The sequence below is a fragment of the Rhodococcus shunpengi genome, assembly GCF_048381395.1.
Lineage (GTDB): Bacteria > Actinomycetota > Actinomycetes > Mycobacteriales > Mycobacteriaceae > Rhodococcus.
In genome coordinates this window covers 17,880-33,062 of the sequence record NZ_JBLWIU010000029.1, presented here as the reverse complement: position 1 = coordinate 33,062, position 15,183 = coordinate 17,880, and the positions used below count along the sequence as shown (strand labels likewise).

General features: G+C 68.7%; 15 protein-coding genes and 1 tRNA gene. 6 read left to right on the top strand and 10 right to left on the bottom strand.

Annotation, left to right across the window (positions count from 1 at the left end; translation table 11 throughout):
• Positions 1 to 714 carry a DUF305 domain-containing protein gene (locus ACNJ7K_RS17035; RefSeq protein WP_268655495.1) on the top strand — a complete coding sequence of 238 codons (714 nt, stop codon included), beginning with the start codon at positions 1 to 3 and terminating at the stop codon, positions 712 to 714.
• 121 nt (positions 715 to 835) lie between these two features.
• Positions 836 to 911 (top strand) — tRNA-Arg (locus ACNJ7K_RS17030).
• A gap of 87 nt (positions 912 to 998) precedes the next feature.
• Here ACNJ7K_RS17030 and ACNJ7K_RS17025 read toward each other — a convergent pair.
• From ACNJ7K_RS17025 to ACNJ7K_RS17000, 6 genes are all read right to left on the bottom strand, one after another.
• A complete protein-coding gene (locus ACNJ7K_RS17025; protein WP_159418708.1) occupies positions 999 to 1,361 on the bottom strand; it encodes a nuclear transport factor 2 family protein in 363 nt (120 codons plus the stop codon).
• Entirely contained in the window at positions 1,358 to 2,356 is a 999-nt protein-coding gene (locus ACNJ7K_RS17020) for an MBL fold metallo-hydrolase (RefSeq protein ID WP_059383693.1), read from the bottom strand. The genes ACNJ7K_RS17025 and ACNJ7K_RS17020 overlap by 4 nt, the downstream gene beginning before the upstream one ends.
• A 52-nt stretch (positions 2,357 to 2,408) precedes the next feature.
• Positions 2,409 to 3,590, bottom strand: coding sequence for a 3'(2'),5'-bisphosphate nucleotidase CysQ (locus ACNJ7K_RS17015; protein ID WP_085469592.1), 1,182 nt, complete (start codon positions 3,588 to 3,590; stop codon positions 2,409 to 2,411).
• A complete protein-coding gene (gene cysC / locus ACNJ7K_RS17010; protein WP_487041973.1) occupies positions 3,587 to 5,422 on the bottom strand; it encodes an adenylyl-sulfate kinase in 1,836 nt (611 codons plus the stop codon). Before cysC ends, ACNJ7K_RS17015 begins: the two co-directional genes overlap by 4 nt.
• Complete coding sequence (gene cysD / locus ACNJ7K_RS17005) at positions 5,422 to 6,354, bottom strand: sulfate adenylyltransferase subunit CysD (RefSeq protein WP_487041972.1); 933 nt, start codon at positions 6,352 to 6,354, stop codon at positions 5,422 to 5,424. The genes cysC and cysD overlap by 1 nt, the downstream gene beginning before the upstream one ends.
• Positions 6,355 to 6,469: 115 nt before the next feature.
• Positions 6,470 to 7,411 (bottom strand): helix-turn-helix domain-containing protein, encoded by a 942-nt coding sequence (locus ACNJ7K_RS17000; RefSeq protein ID WP_159418713.1) that lies wholly within the window; start codon positions 7,409 to 7,411, stop codon positions 6,470 to 6,472.
• Between the two features lie 82 nt (positions 7,412 to 7,493).
• Between ACNJ7K_RS17000 and ACNJ7K_RS16995 the strand changes: the two genes are divergently transcribed.
• The 4 genes from ACNJ7K_RS16995 (at position 7,494) to ACNJ7K_RS16980 (ending at position 11,209) form a co-directional block, all read left to right on the top strand.
• The gene (locus ACNJ7K_RS16995; RefSeq protein ID WP_159418714.1) at positions 7,494 to 8,660 is read left to right on the top strand and encodes a hypothetical protein; all 1,167 of its coding nucleotides are present in this window, start codon (positions 7,494 to 7,496) and stop codon (positions 8,658 to 8,660) included.
• A complete protein-coding gene (locus ACNJ7K_RS16990) occupies positions 8,657 to 9,448 on the top strand; it encodes an SDR family oxidoreductase (RefSeq protein ID WP_159418715.1) in 792 nt (263 codons plus the stop codon). The genes ACNJ7K_RS16995 and ACNJ7K_RS16990 overlap by 4 nt, the downstream gene beginning before the upstream one ends.
• Positions 9,449 to 9,460: 12 nt before the next feature.
• Entirely contained in the window at positions 9,461 to 10,609 is a 1,149-nt protein-coding gene (locus ACNJ7K_RS16985; RefSeq protein ID WP_159418716.1) for a sulfotransferase family protein, read from the top strand.
• 72 nt (positions 10,610 to 10,681) lie between these two features.
• Positions 10,682 to 11,209 carry a MarR family winged helix-turn-helix transcriptional regulator gene (locus ACNJ7K_RS16980; protein WP_159418717.1) on the top strand — a complete coding sequence of 176 codons (528 nt, stop codon included), beginning with the start codon at positions 10,682 to 10,684 and terminating at the stop codon, positions 11,207 to 11,209.
• A 76-nt stretch (positions 11,210 to 11,285) separates the two neighbouring features.
• On the opposite strand, the gene ACNJ7K_RS16975 is transcribed toward ACNJ7K_RS16980, so the two are convergent.
• From ACNJ7K_RS16975 to ACNJ7K_RS16960, 4 genes are read right to left on the bottom strand one after another with little or no spacing between them, the layout of a single operon-like run.
• Complete coding sequence (locus tag ACNJ7K_RS16975) at positions 11,286 to 12,062, bottom strand: enoyl-CoA hydratase (RefSeq protein ID WP_060654796.1); 777 nt, start codon at positions 12,060 to 12,062, stop codon at positions 11,286 to 11,288.
• Entirely contained in the window at positions 12,059 to 12,967 is a 909-nt protein-coding gene (mmsB, locus tag ACNJ7K_RS16970) for a 3-hydroxyisobutyrate dehydrogenase (RefSeq protein ID WP_159418718.1), read from the bottom strand. The genes ACNJ7K_RS16975 and mmsB overlap by 4 nt, the downstream gene beginning before the upstream one ends.
• Positions 12,964 to 14,028 (bottom strand): enoyl-CoA hydratase/isomerase family protein, encoded by a 1,065-nt coding sequence (locus ACNJ7K_RS16965; protein WP_230792041.1) that lies wholly within the window; start codon positions 14,026 to 14,028, stop codon positions 12,964 to 12,966. Before ACNJ7K_RS16965 ends, mmsB begins: the two co-directional genes overlap by 4 nt.
• Complete coding sequence (locus tag ACNJ7K_RS16960) at positions 14,025 to 15,179, bottom strand: isobutyryl-CoA dehydrogenase (protein WP_159418720.1); 1,155 nt, start codon at positions 15,177 to 15,179, stop codon at positions 14,025 to 14,027. Before ACNJ7K_RS16960 ends, ACNJ7K_RS16965 begins: the two co-directional genes overlap by 4 nt.
• Positions 15,180 to 15,183 lie beyond the last annotated feature (4 nt).

The window sequence follows — 15,183 nt, the reverse complement described above, 5'->3', positions numbered from 1 at the left end:
ATGAGCGAGACCACCTCGGACATCTCCACCCCCGAGCACGGTGGGCACAACCGGCTGCTGTTGGTGCTGCTCACCGTCGCCGCGGTCGCCGTCGGTTTCCTCGCGGGGTTCCTGTCCCGGATCCCCTTCGAGGACTCCGCGCAGGCGGCGCCGGAGGCCGGCTCGGTGGACGTCGGATTCGCGCAGGACATGATCGTGCACCACGACCAGGGCGTCGAGATGGCCGCCGTGGCGGTCTCCAATTCGGAGGACGATCGGATCCGCAACATCGCGTACGACATCCTCACCACCCAGCAGAACCAGCTCGGTCAGATGCAGGGCTGGTTGTCGCTGTGGGGACAGCCGGCGCTGCCGACGGGCGAGTACATGGAGTGGATGACCGAGACGGAGACGGGTCACAGCCACGGTGCTCACGGCGCGACCGCCGAGTCCGAGAATTCGGACGGCTCGCACCTGATGCCGGGGATGGCGACCTCCGAGGATCTCGCGAATCTCCGGGCCGCGCGCGGTCCCGAACTGGACGTGCTCTTCCTCCAGCTGATGCTGCGCCACCACGAGGGGGGTCTGCCGATGATGGAATACGGCGAGCAGTACGCGAGCATCTCGGCGGTGCGCAATCTGGCGGGCACGATGGTCGCGACGCAGCAGGGCGAATCGGATCTGATGAGGTCGCTGCTCGCCGAGCGCGGCGCCGAACCGCTGCCCCTCAATTGAGCCTCCGCGCGGGTGAAACCGCGACTCCGGGCCGAAAACCGGCTCTGACCTGGCGATGTGGAGTTGAGCGCTCGATGCGCTAGGCTAACTCCCGCACCTCCGGTCATCCGGTGGTCCGGATGCCCTCGTAGCTCAGGGGATAGAGCGCTTGCCTCCGGAGCAAGAAGTCGCAGGTTCGAATCCTGCCGAGGGCACCACGAAGGCCCCGCTTCTCACGAAGCGGGGCCTTCGGCGTTCCAGGGGCCTTCAGGTGTCCCAGGGGCCTTCGGTGTCCCAGGGGCCGGTCAGGCTCCGGTGGTGAAGGGTGTGGGATCGAAGTAGTCACGGCAGGCCGCGATCTTCCCGTCGACGATCTCGAAGACGCCCGTGACGGGCAGCTCGATCGTCCGGCCGTTCATCGTGAACACATCGGTCCGTTCGTTGAGCACGACGTTGCCGGACACCGCCTGGTGGTGGATGCGGTAGTCGATGGCACCGAAGGACGTCACGAAACCCGCGATGTATTCCTCGATCGCCGCGCGGCCGCGGATCGGTTCCATCGGGATGTTGTGGAAGACGGCGTCGTCGGCGAAGAAGGCCGCGAGCTCGGCAGGATCGGGATCGGCCCAGCGCCGGCAGAACTCGGTGACCAGTTCGTCGGGGCTCATCGGTTCTGCACTCGCGCGAAGCGGGCGGGTTCGGTACCGGGCACGCGACGGACCCGTCCGCGTTCGATGAGCTGCCGGACGTGCGCCGATCCCTCCGCGAGCGCCATCCTCTTGCCGTGCAAGGGGGTCTCGTCCCACGGCCGGTACCAGCGCATGCGGGCGGTGGCCTCCCACAGCGTGAGCTCCTCGTCGCCGAAGGCGTCGTAGAGATCGTCGAGGCGCTGGTCGTGGTGGGCGATCAGTTCGCCGACGCGGTGCGGCAGGTCGTCGATCTGCTGCCGGTGCGCGGGCAGTGCGCGTCGCACGGGCAGGCCGGCGACCGCGCGCAGCGAGTCGAGGTACTCCCCCAGCGCGTCGCGTTGCGGCAGAGGGAAATCGAACTCGCCGACGTGCGGGGTCGTGGTCGCGAGGACGTGGTCGCCGCTGAACAGCACACCGTGTTCCTCGAGCAGGAAACACGCGTGGCCCGCCGTGTGGCCGGGGGTCAGCACGGTGCGCAGGGTCCGGCCCGTCAGCGGGATCTCCTCGTCGGCACCGAGTTTGCGGTCGGGCAGCGCGTCGGGACGGCCGATCGCCGGTACGAGGGTGGCGAGCGATTCCTCGATCGCGTCCTCGGGTGCTCCGGCGCGGCGCAGCAGTTCGGCTTCCTGAGGACGGCGGTCGTCGTCGGAGAGCATGACCTCGAGGTGAGCGAAGTCGGCCTCGTTCATCGCGACCCAGCAGCCGGAGGCCTCCCGGATGCGTCCGGTGAGCCCGACGTGGTCGGGGTGGAAGTGGGTGACCACCACGCCCTCGACGTCGGTGACCGACAGGCCGGCAGTGGCCAGGCCGTCCTGCAGTGCCGCCCACGACCGGTCGTCGTTCCAGCCGCCGTCGACGAGGACGGCGCCGCGCGGGGATTCCATCACGTAGACCTGGGTGTCGCCGACGGGCAGGTCCGCCACCGGGACGGGAACGACGTGGATGCCGTCCCCGATATCACGCGCTTCGGCCATGGTGATGCCTCTCGGTCATGGTGACTTTCGTTCGAAAGCTACAACAATGAATTCAACTATTACCCTGCACGGGCTCGATGATCGCGACGATCGACCTGATCTCCCCGGCCGGGATGTCGAAGTGCTCCGTCACCGCGACCGACGTCTCGGCGTTCGGGCCTGCCGCGATGTCCAGGACGAACCGCGCGACGACGCTGTGGTGCCATTCGCGGAACTGCAGGTCGCGGATACGGCGGATGGGCCGGTATTCCGGTCCGTTCTCGAGGCGGTCGCGGATCTCGATGCCACTGTCGCCGGTGCGCTCCCCGTTCTCGACCCGCCAGGCGTCCTCGGCGAGCCGGACGTGGGACGCATCGTGGCTGACCAGGGATCGGATGTACGCGCGGGCCATCGCGACGCGGGGACTGTCGGTCGGTCCGGTGGCGTACACGGCCAGCGCGGACATCACCTCCGGCGCCCAGTCGGCGCGGCAGATCACCAGGTCGGGCAGATAGGGGTGCGGCCGGTTGTATTCGAGTTCGCTGCCGTCGATCCGGGCGCAGTGCAGACCTGCGGCGCGCGCGACCGCGACCGGCGCCGCCGAATCCCACTCCCACTGACCACCGGCGTGGATGTAGGCGTCGGCCTCCCCGCGGACCACCGCCATCGCTTTGGCGCCGGCCGAGCCCATCCGGATCAGGTCGGCGCCGAGATCGCGGGCCAGATCGAAGACGAAAGCGGGCGGCCTGCTCCCGCTGATGACGATGCGGGGGCGGCGACGGGCAGGCCGCTGCGCCGGAAGCGGGTCGGCGGTGCTGTGGACGACGCCGATCGCCGGTTGCGCGACCGCGGCTGCGGTGAGCCCTCGGCCTGCCTCCCACAGCGCGATGTGGACCGCCCAGTCGACGTGGTCGGGCATCCCGTACTCCTTCGACCCGTCGAGGGGGTCGATGATCCAGACGCGGTCTGCGCCGACCCGCGCCGGATCGTCCGCGGATTCCTCCGAGAGCACCGCGTCGCCGGGTCGCGCGGACGCCAGCTGTTCGAGGATGTACGTGTTGGCGGCGTGGTCGCCCCGGCGGCCCAACTCGCGCCCGGTGAGGGCATCCGATTCAATGGCGCGGACCGTGAGCAGCAGTTCACCTGCGCCGGAGGCCGTCTCGGCTGCGAGTCGAGCGTCGTCGCCCTCGGCTGCTGGTCGAGCGTCGTCGCCCTCGGCTGCTGGTCGAGCGTCGTCGCTGTAGTCGTGCGTCATGGCCTCAACAATTCCACGACGAGGCCCGCCTGCACGGCAGGCGTGCCGTCGTGGGGGCGCACGACCAGCTCGGGATCGGACGGTGGTTCGTAGGGATCGTCGACGCCGGTGAAACCGGTGATCTCACCGGCACGTGCCCGCGCGTACATGCCCTTCGGGTCGCGGGCCTCGCAGTCGGCGAGCGGGGTGTCGACGAAGACCTCGACGAAGCGGATTCCGGCCTCCTCGTGCTGCCGGCGGATGCGGTCGCGGTCCTGACGGTAGGGACTGATGAGCGCGCAGATCGCGACGAGTCCGGCGTCGGCCATCATCTGGGCGACCGCACCGACGCGGCGGACGTTCTCCGCGCGGTCCTCCGGACCGAACCCGAGGTCGGCGTTGAGGCCGTGCCGGAGGTTGTCGCCGTCGAGGCGGTAGGCGGGGATGCCCTCGGCGAGCAGTCGTCGTTCGAGTTCGACGGCGAGGGTGGACTTGCCGGAGGCGGACAGCCCGGTGAGCCACACCGTCGCCCCGGCCCTCCCCCGTTCGGTCCGTGAGACCGCCGCCGAGTGCCAGACCACCGCCGTGTCGGCGAGTGTCGGGCCGGTGATCATCCCGGCCGCGACGGTGTTGCCGGTGCGTTCGTCGACGAGCACGAAGCTTCCGGTGGTGCGGTTGCGCCGGTAGGGGTCGAACAGCAGCGGCTGTTGCGTCCGCAGTTGCACGCGGCCGATCTCGTTGAGACCGAGCGTCGTCGCGGCCTCGTCGCGGTGCAGGCTGTTGACGTCGAGACGGTAGTCCAGCCGCGCGACCCGCGCGGTGGTCGAGCGCGTGGTGTGCAGCAGGGCGTAGCGGGCGTCCGGGTCGAGGGCGGAGCGTTCGTCGAACCAGCACACCATGGCGTCGATCTCGTGGCCGACGAGCGGACGGTTGTTGGGGCGGCACAGCATGTCGCCGCGTCCGACGTCGAGGTCGTCCTCGAGTTCGACGCACACCGCCGCACCGGCGAAGGCGTGCTCGAGTTCCGTTCCGCCCGGCCCCCACAGCGTCTGCACCCGCGTTCCGAAACCGGAAGGGAGAACGACGACCTCGTCGCCCGGCGCGAATCCGCCGGCGGCGACCGTTCCGGCGTAGCCGCGGAAGTCGCGGTGCTCGCCCTCGCCCGGGCGGATGACGTACTGCACGGGCAGTCGCGCGTCGATGAGGTTGGTGTCCGACGCGATGTGGACCTGTTCGAGATGGTGCAGCAGCGAAGTGCCCTCGTACCACGGCATGTTCGCGGTGCGGGAGACGACGTTGTCGCCGTGCAGCGCGGAGACGGGAACGAAGGCGAGGTCGGGCATGTCGAGCTTGGCCGCGAAATTCCGGAATTCGTCGCAGATCTCGTCGAACCGGCTCTGCGACCAGTCCACCAGATCCATCTTGTTGATGCACAGCACCACGTGCCGCACCCCGAGCAGCGACGCGAGGAAGGCGTGCCGGCGGGTCTGCTCGACGATGCCGTTGCGGGCGTCGACGAGGACGAGCGCCAGGTCGGCGGTGGACGCCCCGGTGACCATGTTGCGCGTGTACTGCTCGTGACCGGGAGTGTCGGCGATGACGAATGTCCTGTGTGCCGTGGCGAAATAGCGATAGGCGACGTCGATCGTGATGCCCTGTTCGCGTTCGGCGCGCAGGCCGTCGGTGAGCAGGGCGAGATCGGCGCGGTCGGCACCGCGGTCGAGGCTCGTGCGGGTCACCGCCTCGAGTTGGTCCTCGAAGACGGCCTTCGAGTCGAACAGCAATCGACCGATGAGCGTGGACTTGCCGTCGTCGACGCTGCCGGCGGTGGCGATGCGCAGCAGGTGGGACATCAGAAATACCCTTCCCTCTTGCGGTCTTCCATTCCGGCATCGGAGATCCGGTCGTCCGCCCGCGTGGCGCCGCGTTCGGTGACCCGGCTGGCGGCGACCTCGGTGATCACCTCGTCCGCGGTGGCGGCAGCGGATTCGACGCAGCCGGTGCACGTCGCGTCCCCGACGGTGCGGAACCGAACGAGGCTCTCGCGCGGGGTTTCCCCGGGGAGGAGGGTGAGAAAGCGGGTGTGCGCGAGCAGCATTCCGTCGCGCTCGATCACCGGTCGCCGGTGGGCGTAGTACAGGGACGGCAGGTCGACGCCCTCGTCGCGGATGTAGCGCCAGATGTCGAGTTCGGTCCAGTTGGACAGCGGGAAGACCCGCACGTGTTCGCCGCGGCGGTGCCGGCCGTTGTACAGCTGCCACAGTTCGGGTCGTTGCGCCTTCGGGTCCCATTGCCCGAACTCGTCGCGCAGACTGAAGATGCGTTCCTTCGCGCGGGCCTTCTCCTCGTCGCGGCGGGCGCCCCCGAAGACGGCGTCGAATCCTCCTTCCCGCAACGCGCGCAGGAGGGTTCCGGTCTGCAGCCGGTTGCGGGTCGCGTGCGGTCCGTCGTCCTCGACGGCGCGCCCGGCGTCGATGTCGTCCTGCACCGAAGCGACGATCGACCGCAGCCCCAGCCGTTCGACGGTGCGGTCGCGGAAGTCGATCACCTCGTCGAAGTTGTGTCCGGTGTCGATGTGCAGCACGGGGAACGGCAGCGGCGCGGGCCAGAACGCCTCGGCCGCGAGATGGAGCATCACCGCGGAGTCCTTGCCGCCCGAGAACAGCAGGACGGGACGGGAGAAGGTCGCGGCGACCTCGCGGAAGATGTGCACGGACTCGGCCTCGAGCGCACCGAGCAGCGGCAGTTCGTAGATCGGTGGTCGTTGCGGTGGCACCGTGGTCACTCGTGCCCCTCTCACCCGGCGCGGTACATATGTGTACCGACGCGGTCGAAGATTACTCCGCAACAGTAGAACGAGTTTCAATTCCAGGTCAACGGGCGGTCCCCGCAACCGTCCGTCAGCGCGCCGGTCGACGTCCGCCGAGATCGGCGGTGATCGCATCCGCGACCGCCACGAGCGCGGCACCGCACCGCTCGATCCCGGCGGCGTCCACCTCCCGCTCGAGGTGCAGCGTGAGCACGAGTGACTGGTGGCCCTCGGGATCGTAGGCCGGGGCGGCCACGAGGTTGACCGCCCGCTTCTCCCCCGCGGCGAAGGCACCGGGCACCAGCACGCGCTCGCCGGGGCCGGCCACGAGTTCCGCCAGCATCTCCCGCATCTCGGGCGCGAGGTCGTGCGAGACCACCCCCGCCATGAGCGCGTACAGGCGACGGCCGCCGGGCGTGAGGGGCTCGGCCAGATAACCCGTCCGGCGACATTCGGTGACGATCCGCCACAGGTCGTCGAGGTCGACGGTCACGGGCAGGGTCGGTTCGCGCCGCAGCCACTGTTCGATGCGTTCGTCGGTGTCCCACAGCACGTACATCAGCCCTACCGGGGGCGCGAAGGGGTACACCTCCCCCACGCGCGCCGCCGCGGCCGCGCCGTGTCCACCGACGACGTCGAGCACCGCGATCCGGTCGCCGACGACCGCCGACGCGGAGCACATCACGCCGAACTCCTCGGCGAGCGCGGCGAGATGCCGGTGCGCGACCGGCCCGGACGCGAAGCCGCGCTGGGCGGCGCGTCCCGCGACGATCAGCGCCGGGCCGAGCCCGTAGGTCTTGTCGACGGGATCACGGACCAGATAGCCGGCGTCGGCGAGCACGGTGAGGATGCCCAGGCAGGTGGGCTTGCTCAGGTCGAGTTCGCGCGCCAGTTCCGACAGTCCGAACCGGACACCGGGTCGCGCGACGAGGTGGTCGAGGACCTGCACGACGCGTTCCGTGGGTGGCGACCGGCGGGCGGCTCCCGCCCCGGCAGTCGACTCCCCGAGCGTCTCGGTCTCGCGACGAGCCATTGACCCTCCCTGGAACACGTTCTACTCTCGGCGCAACGGAAGACTACCGCAGCGGTACATATTTGGACCACAGGAGATCGCAGTGCTCACCGATCCGCTCACCGCGTCGATAGCCGAGGCCGAGAAACTCGTCGCCACCGCCCCGCACATCCGCACCGAACAGGACCTCGTCGAGGGATACGGATATCTGGCGGGCGGGATCTCGGCGTGCGTCCACGCCACCTTCGCGTACAGCCGATCCCACCCGGTCTTCGTCACCGGCACCGGCCCCTACGCGAAGATGGGCCTCGACAATCCCGACACCCTGTACTGGGGCGCGTCGATCCGCGACGACGCCGAATATGTCGTCACCGGGCGCCGAGGCACGACCTGCGATCTCAGCTTCCAGGTGCTGGCCGGCAACTACACCGACGCCGAGGTACCCGGCAACGTCACGGCCTTCGACGACCGCGCGTTGACCATCGCCGACGACGGCACCTTCGAGGTGCGGTTCGGACCCGGCCCACGCGACCCGGAACGGAACTACTTCCCGCTCGCGCCCGGCTCTTCGCAGCTCGTGGTCCGCGAGGTCTACAGCGACTGGACGCAGCGCCGCGGCACGCTGAGCATCCACCGGCTCGACAGCCTCGGCGCCCCCGCACCCGAGCCCACCCACCAGGACGTGGTCACCCGTTACGAACGTGCCGGTCGCGCGCTGGTCTCGCGGGTGAAGACCTGGCTGCAGTTCCCCGAGTGGTTCTATCTGAAGCTGCCGGTGAACACGGTCACCGAACCGCGCCGCACCCCCGGCGGTCTGGACACCCAGTACTCGTCCGTCGGGCACTACGAACTCGGCGACGACGAGGCGATGGTCCTGACCCTCCCGGCGAGCGACGCGCCCTATCTGGGCTTCCAGATCGGCAGTCTCTGGTACATCTCCCTGGATTACATCCACCACCAGACCTCCTTGAACAACAGTCAGGCGCAGGTCGATCCTGACGGGATGGTCAGGATCGTCGTCTCGGCCCGCAATCCGGGGCTGACCAACTGGGTCGAGACCCTCGGCCGCAGCCGCGGGATCCTGCAGTTCCGCTGGCAGCGCCTCGATCGCGGACTCACCGCAGCCGACGGTCCGACCGCCGAGGTGGTGCCGTTCGACCGGCTCCCCGAGGTCCTGCCCTTCCACCGTTCGAACCGCATCACCCCCGAGGCCTGGGCGCAGCGCATCGCGGAACGCCAGCGTGGCGTCGCCGATCGGATGCTCGGATGAGCGCGGCAACGGGACTGCTCCGCGACCGCGTCGTCGTGATCTCCGGTGTCGGCCCGGGACTGGGTCGCACGCTCGCGCTGCGGTGCGCCGAACACGGCGCCGACGTGGTGCTCGCCGCCCGGACCCGGGAGCGACTCGAGAAGGTTGCGGTGGAAATCGAGGGCACAGGCCGTCGAGCACTGGTCGTGCCCACCGACATCACCGACGACGGGTCCGCCGCCGCACTCGCCGAGACGGCGGTCTCGGAGTTCGGGTGTGTCGACGTGCTCGTCAACAACGCCTTCTCCGTTCCGTCGATGAAACCGCTGGCGCGCACCGACTTCCAGCAGATCCGGGACAGCATGGAACTCACCGTCCTCGGCGCGCTGCGGCTCACGCAGTTGTTCACCCCCGCCCTCGCCGAGTCGGCCGGCGCGGTGGTCAACATCAACTCGATGGTGCTGCGGCACTCCCAGGAACGTTATGGCAGTTACAAGCTCGCGAAGTCGGCGTTGCTGGCGATGTCGCAGTCCCTGGCGACCGAACTCGGACCGCAGGGAGTCCGCGTGAACTCCGTTGCGCCGGGCTACATCTGGGGTCCGATCCTGCAGGGCTACTTCGAACACCAGGCCGGAAAGTACGGCACCACCGTCGAACAGATCTACGAGCACACCGCCGCCGCCTCCGATCTGAAGCGTCTCCCCACCACCGAGGAGATCGCGGATGCGGTGATCTTCCTGGCCTCGCCGATGGCGTCGGCGATCACCGGCCAATGCCTCGACGTCAACTGCGGCGAATACCACCACTGAACGGGACAGCACATGAGCGAACGCACCACCGTCGGCACCGTCGAGGATCTGCACGCCTCCGCGACCCGCTTGACGGGCCTGACCGATTTCGGCGACGACGACTACCGGGACGGGCTCGAGGTCCTGCTCGAATCGTATGCGCGGGACGAGAAGCTCACCCCGCTCGGCAGCAAGATGTCGCGGGTCTTCCTGCGCGGTGCCCTCGTGGCGCGGTTGCTGTCGGAATCGGCCTGGGCCGCCCGTCCCGAGCACGCCGACGTCCCGATCACCCGGCCGATCTTCGTCACCGGTCTGCCCCGCACCGGCACGACGGCACTGCATCGCCTGCTCGCCGCGGATCCCGCCCATCAGGGGCTCGAGATGTGGCTGACCGAGATGCCGCAACCGCGACCTCCTCGCGAGACCTGGGCGGAGAACCCGGTCTTCGCCGGTATCGAGGCCGGATTCGCGCAGCACCACGTCGAGCATCCCGAATTCATGGGTGTGCACTACATGTCGGCCGCCGAGGTCGAGGAATGCTGGCAGTTGCTGCGCCAGTCGTTCCGCTCGATCTCCTACGAGTGCCTCGCCCACCTGCCCACCTATTCGCAGTGGCTCGCGGAGCAGGACTGGACCGCGGCGTATGCCCGGCATCGGAGGAACCTGCAGCTCATCGGACTGCCGGACGCCGACAAGCGGTGGGTGCTCAAGAATCCCAGTCATCTGTTCGCACTGGACGAACTGCTCACGGTGTATCCGGACGCGCTCGTCGTCGTCACCCATCGCGATCCGCGCACCGTGATCCCGTCGGTGTGCAGCCTCGCGGCGCAGGCCACCGAGGGATGGTCCGACGCGTTCGTCGGCGAGACGATCGGGCGCAGCCAGCTCGACCTCTGGGCACGAGGTTTCGATCATTTCACCGAGGTGCGCCGCCGGCACGATCCCGCCCGTTTCGTCGATGTGGACTACCGAGATTTCGTCGCCGATCCGCTCGGCACCGTCGGCGGCCTGTACGACCGGTTCGGTCTGCCGTTCACCGCGGAGGCCGAACGTGCGATGGCCGACCTGCACGAAGAAAGCCGCAGCGGGGCAAGGAAACCCGCGCACCGGTACACGCTCGAGGAGTTCGGGCTGAGTGTGGGCGAGGTCGACGAACGTTTCCGCGACTACGCGTACCGCTGAACCCGGCAGGAAAGGCACCGGAAACCGGTGTGCCCTGACTACCTGCGCGTTCGTCCGTGGGATGATGGAGGCATGCCCGCACCACTCCCCCTCGACCCCATCGCCGAAGCCCACCGCCAGTGGACCGCCCACGGCTGGGGCGAAGTCGCCGACGGCATGGCCGCGGTCACCTCGGTGATGCGAGCGCAGCAGATCATGATGGCGCGGGTCGAGGAGGTGCTCAAGCCCTTCGGCCTGACCTTCGCGCGCTACGAACTCCTCACGCTGCTGCATTTCACCAGGTCGGGAGCGTTGCCGATGGCGAAGGCCAGCGCGCGCCTGCAGGTGCACCCCACCAGCGTCACCAACGCAGTCGACCGCCTCGAGAAGGCCGGACTGGTCCGGCGTACCCCGCATCCGAGCGATCGACGGGCCACCCTCATCGAACTCACCGAGGAGGGACGGGCATTGGCGATCCAGGCGACCGAGAAACTCAACACGGAGGTCTTCGCCCGACCCGGCATTCCCGAGGAGCACATCGACACACTGCTGCGCATCATCGCGACGATGCGGCACGACGCCGGCGACTTCGACACCGGCGGTGCGCCTTCCAAGTGGTGAGGCGCGAGAGACGGCCGAGAAACGAGGAGGGCCGCCCCGTTCGGGGCGGCCCTCCGTCGTATACGGGTGGTGCGGGTCAGGCGTGCTTGAACTCCGGCGCGCGCTTCTCGACGAAGGCCGCCATGCCTTCCTTCTGGTCGGCGGTGGCGAACGTCGAATGGAACACGCGGCGCTCGAACTTCACGCCCTCGGCCAGCGTCGTCTCGAAGGACCGGTTGACGGCCTCCTTCGCCATGATCGCGACCGGCAGCGACATCGACGCGATGGTCGTCGCCGTCTCGAGCGCCACGTCGAACAGGTCCGCGGCGGGAACGATGCGCGAGACGAGTCCGGCGCGCTCGGCCTCCTCGGCGTCCATGTTGCGGCCGGTCAGGCACATGTCCATGGCCTTGGCCTTGCCCACGGCGCGGGTGAGACGCTGCGATCCGCCGATGCCCGGGATGACGCCGAGCTTGATCTCGGGCTGACCGAACTTGGCGGTGTCGGACGCGATGATGAAGTCGCACAGCATCGCCAGTTCGCAACCGCCGCCGAGCGCGTAGCCCGACACCGCAGCGACGATCGGTTTTCGGACGGACGAGAGCCGATCCCACTGCGAGAACAGGTCTTCCGCGTAGACCTCGGCGAAGGTCTTCGGAGCCATCTCCTTGATGTCGGCGCCGGCGGCGAATGCCTTCTCCGAGCCGGTGAGCAGGATCGCACCGATCTCGTCGTCCGCGTCGAGTTCCTCGACGGCGGCGACGACCTCACGCATCAACTGGCTGTTGAGGGCGTTGAGCGCCTTCGGCCGGTTGAGGGTGACGATGCCGACGCGACCCTTGCGGTCGAGCAGGATGGTCTCGAAATCGGTCACTGGCTGTCCTTCGCGGTCGAGCGGTCTCGGATGTCGGTGATGATGGCGGAGAAGTCGAGTCCTCCACCACCCTCAGTGTTGAAACGATGGTAGAGCTCGGCTGCACGCAGCCCGAGTTCGGCCTCGACACCGTTGGCCCGCACCGCGTTCGCGGCCAGTCCGAGATCCTTGTCCATGAGCGCGGCCGCGAAGCCCGGCGTGTAGTCGTTGTTCGCGGGGGTGGTCGGGACGGGACCCGGCACCGGGCAGTTGCTCGTCAGCGCCCAGCACTGACCGGACGCGTTGGACGCGACGTCGAACAGTGCCTGGTTGTCGAGGCCCAGCTTCTCACCGAGGACGAACGCCTCGCTGATGGCGATCATCGAGATGCCCAGGATCATGTTGTTGCAGATCTTCGCGGCCTGGCCGTTGCCCGACCCGCCGCAGTGGACGATCTTGCGTCCCATGGCCTCGAGCAGAGGCTTCACGGTCACGAAGTCGTCCTCGCTGCCGCCGACCATGAACGCGAGGGTGCCTGCGGCGGCACCGGCGACACCTCCGGAGACCGGGGCGTCGACGGCACGGTGACCGGCCTTCTGCGCCTTCTCCGCCGCCGCGCGGGCATCGGCGACGTCGATGGTCGAGCTGTCGACGAACAACGTGTTCGCCTCGGCTACGGGCAGGATCTCGTCGTACAGGTCGAGGACGAGCTTGCCGTTGGGCAGCATGGTGATCACGACCTGGGCGCCGCGCACCGCGTCGGTCGCGGCCTCGGCGACGGTGATGCCGTTCTTCGTGGCCTCTTCCTGCGCAGCGGGAACAGGGTCGTAACCGTTGACGGTGTACCCGGCGCGGACGAGGTTCGCGGCCATCGGCCCGCCCATGTGTCCGAGGCCGAGGAAGGCGACGGTGGGAAGTTCACTCATCGGTCGTTCTCCTTGGGAGCGGCGAGCCCGAGTTCGAGATCGCCGAGCGGCTGGAAGTAGGCGTCGACGTCGGCCTCGGTGACATCGGCGAGGGTCGCCGGCGACCACTGCGGGTTGCGGTCCTTGTCGACGACCTGTGCGCGGATGCCCTCGACGAGATCGTGCGACTTCAGCGAGGCGGTCGAGACCCGGAACTCCTCGTTCAGCACCTCTTCGAGGCTGCCGAGCTGCCGGGCGTGACGCAGCGAGCGGAGGGTCACCTTCAGCGCGACAGGCGATTTCGCGATTACCTGGTCGGCGGTCTCGCGCGCCTCCGGAACATCGGAAGCCCGAAGGCGTTCGACGATCTCCTCGACGGTGTCGGCGGAGTAGGCCGCGTCGATCCACTCGCGCTGCGCGAGCAGCGCCGATTCCGGTGCGGGCTGCGAGTACTCGGCGAGCGCGTCCTCGAGCGAGCCGGATTCGAGTGCGGCGACGAACTTGTCGAGCGACTCGGACGGCAGGTAATGGTCGGCGAAGCCCAGAGCGACGGCGTCGCCGGCCTTCATCCGTCCGGTGGTCAGCGCGATGTGCGTGCCGATCTCGCCGGGGGTGCGCGAGAGCAGGTAGGTGCCGCCGACGTCGGGAACGAATCCGATTCCGGTCTCGGGCATCGCGATGCTCGAGCGTTCGGTGACGATCCGGACGTTGCCGTGCGCCGAGATCCCGACGCCGCCGCCCATGACGATGCCGTCCATGATCGCGATGTACGGCTTCGGGTAGCGACCGATGGCGGCGTTGAGGATGTACTCGTCGCGCCAGAAGTCCTGCGACCCCGTGCCGCCGTCCTTGGCGTCGTGGTAGATCGAGACGATGTCGCCGCCGGCGCACAGGCCGCGCTCACCGGCACCGCGCACCAGCACCGCACGCACCGAATCGTCGTTCTCCCACGCGCTCAGGGCCTTCGACATCTCGAGGACCATGGCGTGGTTGAGCGCGTTGATGGCCTTGGGCCGGTTGAGCGTGATACGGCCGATGCCGTCCTTCACGTCGATGAGGATCTCGGGTTCCTGCCCGGTCATGCCGCTCCGTTCTGCGCTGCAGCCACCACGCTCCGCGCGACGACCACCCGCATGATCTCGTTGGTTCCTTCCAGGATCTGATGCACGCGCAGGTCGCGCACGATCTTCTCGATCCCGTACTCGGCAAGGTAACCGTATCCGCCGTGCAACTGCAGCGCCTCGTTCGCGACCTCGAAACCGGTGTCGGTCGCGAAGCGCTTGGCCATCGCGCACAGCTCCACGACGTCGTCGGCGCCGCGGTCGAGCGCGTCGGCGGCACGCCACAGCATCGTGCGTGCGGCCTCGAGTTCGATCCGCATGTCGGCGAGGCGGAACTGCAGCGCCTGCGAGTCGAGCAACCGTTCGCCGAATGCCTTGCGCTCGGCGAGGTAGGCGACCGCCCGGTCGAGGGCGGTCTGGCCGCCGCCCACCGAGCACGCGGCGATGTTGATGCGGCCGCCGTTGAGGCCGTGCATGGCGATCCGGAAGCCGCCGCCCTCGGCGCCGAGGAGGTTCTCGGCGGGCACGCGGGCGCCGTCGAGGATGACCTGGCGCGTGGGCTGCGCGTTCCAGCCCATCTTCTTCTCGTTGGCGCCGAAGGACAGCCCGGGGGTGTCCTTCGGGACGATGAACGCCGAGATGCCGCGGGCGCCGGTGTCGCCGGTGCGGGCCATGACCACGTAGACGTCGGACGTGCCGGCGCCGGAGATGAACTGCTTGACTCCGGTGAGCACGTACTCGTCGCCGTCACGAACGGCCTTGGTGCTCAGGGCCGCTGCGTCGGATCCGGCGCCCGGCTCGGTGAGGCAGTAGCTCGCGAGGTGCTCCATCGTGCAGAGCTTCGGGATCCACTGCTTGCGCTGGTCGTCGTTGCCGAACTTGTCGATCATCCACGTGACCATGTTGTGGATGGAGATGTAGGCGGCGATGGACGGGCAGCCCTTCGCGAGCTCCTCGAAGATGCGGACGGAGTCGAGGCGTCGCAGCCCCGATCCGCCCACGTCCTCGCGGACGTAGATCCCGCCCATGCCCAGTTCGGCGGCCTTGCGCAGCACGTCCACGGGGAAGTGCTTGCTCTGGTCCCATTCGACCGCGTTCGGGACCAGATACTCGGTGGCGAAGTCGCGGGCGGTGTCGCGGATCGCCCGGTCGTCGTCGGTGAGAACGAACATCGAT

Excerpts from the sequence above, each read along its gene's own strand:
- ACNJ7K_RS16990 (WP_159418715.1), top strand. The coding sequence starts at position 8,657 with ATGAGCGCGGCAACGGGACTGCTCCGCGACCGCGTCGTCGTGATCTCC.
- ACNJ7K_RS17025 (WP_159418708.1), bottom strand. The coding sequence starts at position 1,361 with ATGAGCCCCGACGAACTGGTCACCGAGTTCTGCCGGCGCTGGGCCGAT.
- ACNJ7K_RS17020 (WP_059383693.1), bottom strand. The coding sequence starts at position 2,356 with ATGGCCGAAGCGCGTGATATCGGGGACGGCATCCACGTCGTTCCCGTC.
- cysC (WP_487041973.1), bottom strand. The coding sequence starts at position 5,422 with ATGTCCCACCTGCTGCGCATCGCCACCGCCGGCAGCGTCGACGACGGC.
- ACNJ7K_RS16960 (WP_159418720.1), bottom strand. The coding sequence starts at position 15,179 with ATGTTCGTTCTCACCGACGACGACCGGGCGATCCGCGACACCGCCCGC.
- mmsB (WP_159418718.1), bottom strand. The coding sequence starts at position 12,967 with ATGAGTGAACTTCCCACCGTCGCCTTCCTCGGCCTCGGACACATGGGC.
- ACNJ7K_RS16985 (WP_159418716.1), top strand. The coding sequence starts at position 9,461 with ATGAGCGAACGCACCACCGTCGGCACCGTCGAGGATCTGCACGCCTCC.
- ACNJ7K_RS17000 (WP_159418713.1), bottom strand. The coding sequence starts at position 7,411 with ATGGCTCGTCGCGAGACCGAGACGCTCGGGGAGTCGACTGCCGGGGCG.
- ACNJ7K_RS16965 (WP_230792041.1), bottom strand. The coding sequence starts at position 14,028 with ATGACCGGGCAGGAACCCGAGATCCTCATCGACGTGAAGGACGGCATC.
- ACNJ7K_RS17015 (WP_085469592.1), bottom strand. The coding sequence starts at position 3,590 with ATGACGCACGACTACAGCGACGACGCTCGACCAGCAGCCGAGGGCGAC.
- ACNJ7K_RS16980 (WP_159418717.1), top strand. The coding sequence starts at position 10,682 with ATGCCCGCACCACTCCCCCTCGACCCCATCGCCGAAGCCCACCGCCAG.
- ACNJ7K_RS17035 (WP_268655495.1), top strand. The coding sequence starts at position 1 with ATGAGCGAGACCACCTCGGACATCTCCACCCCCGAGCACGGTGGGCAC.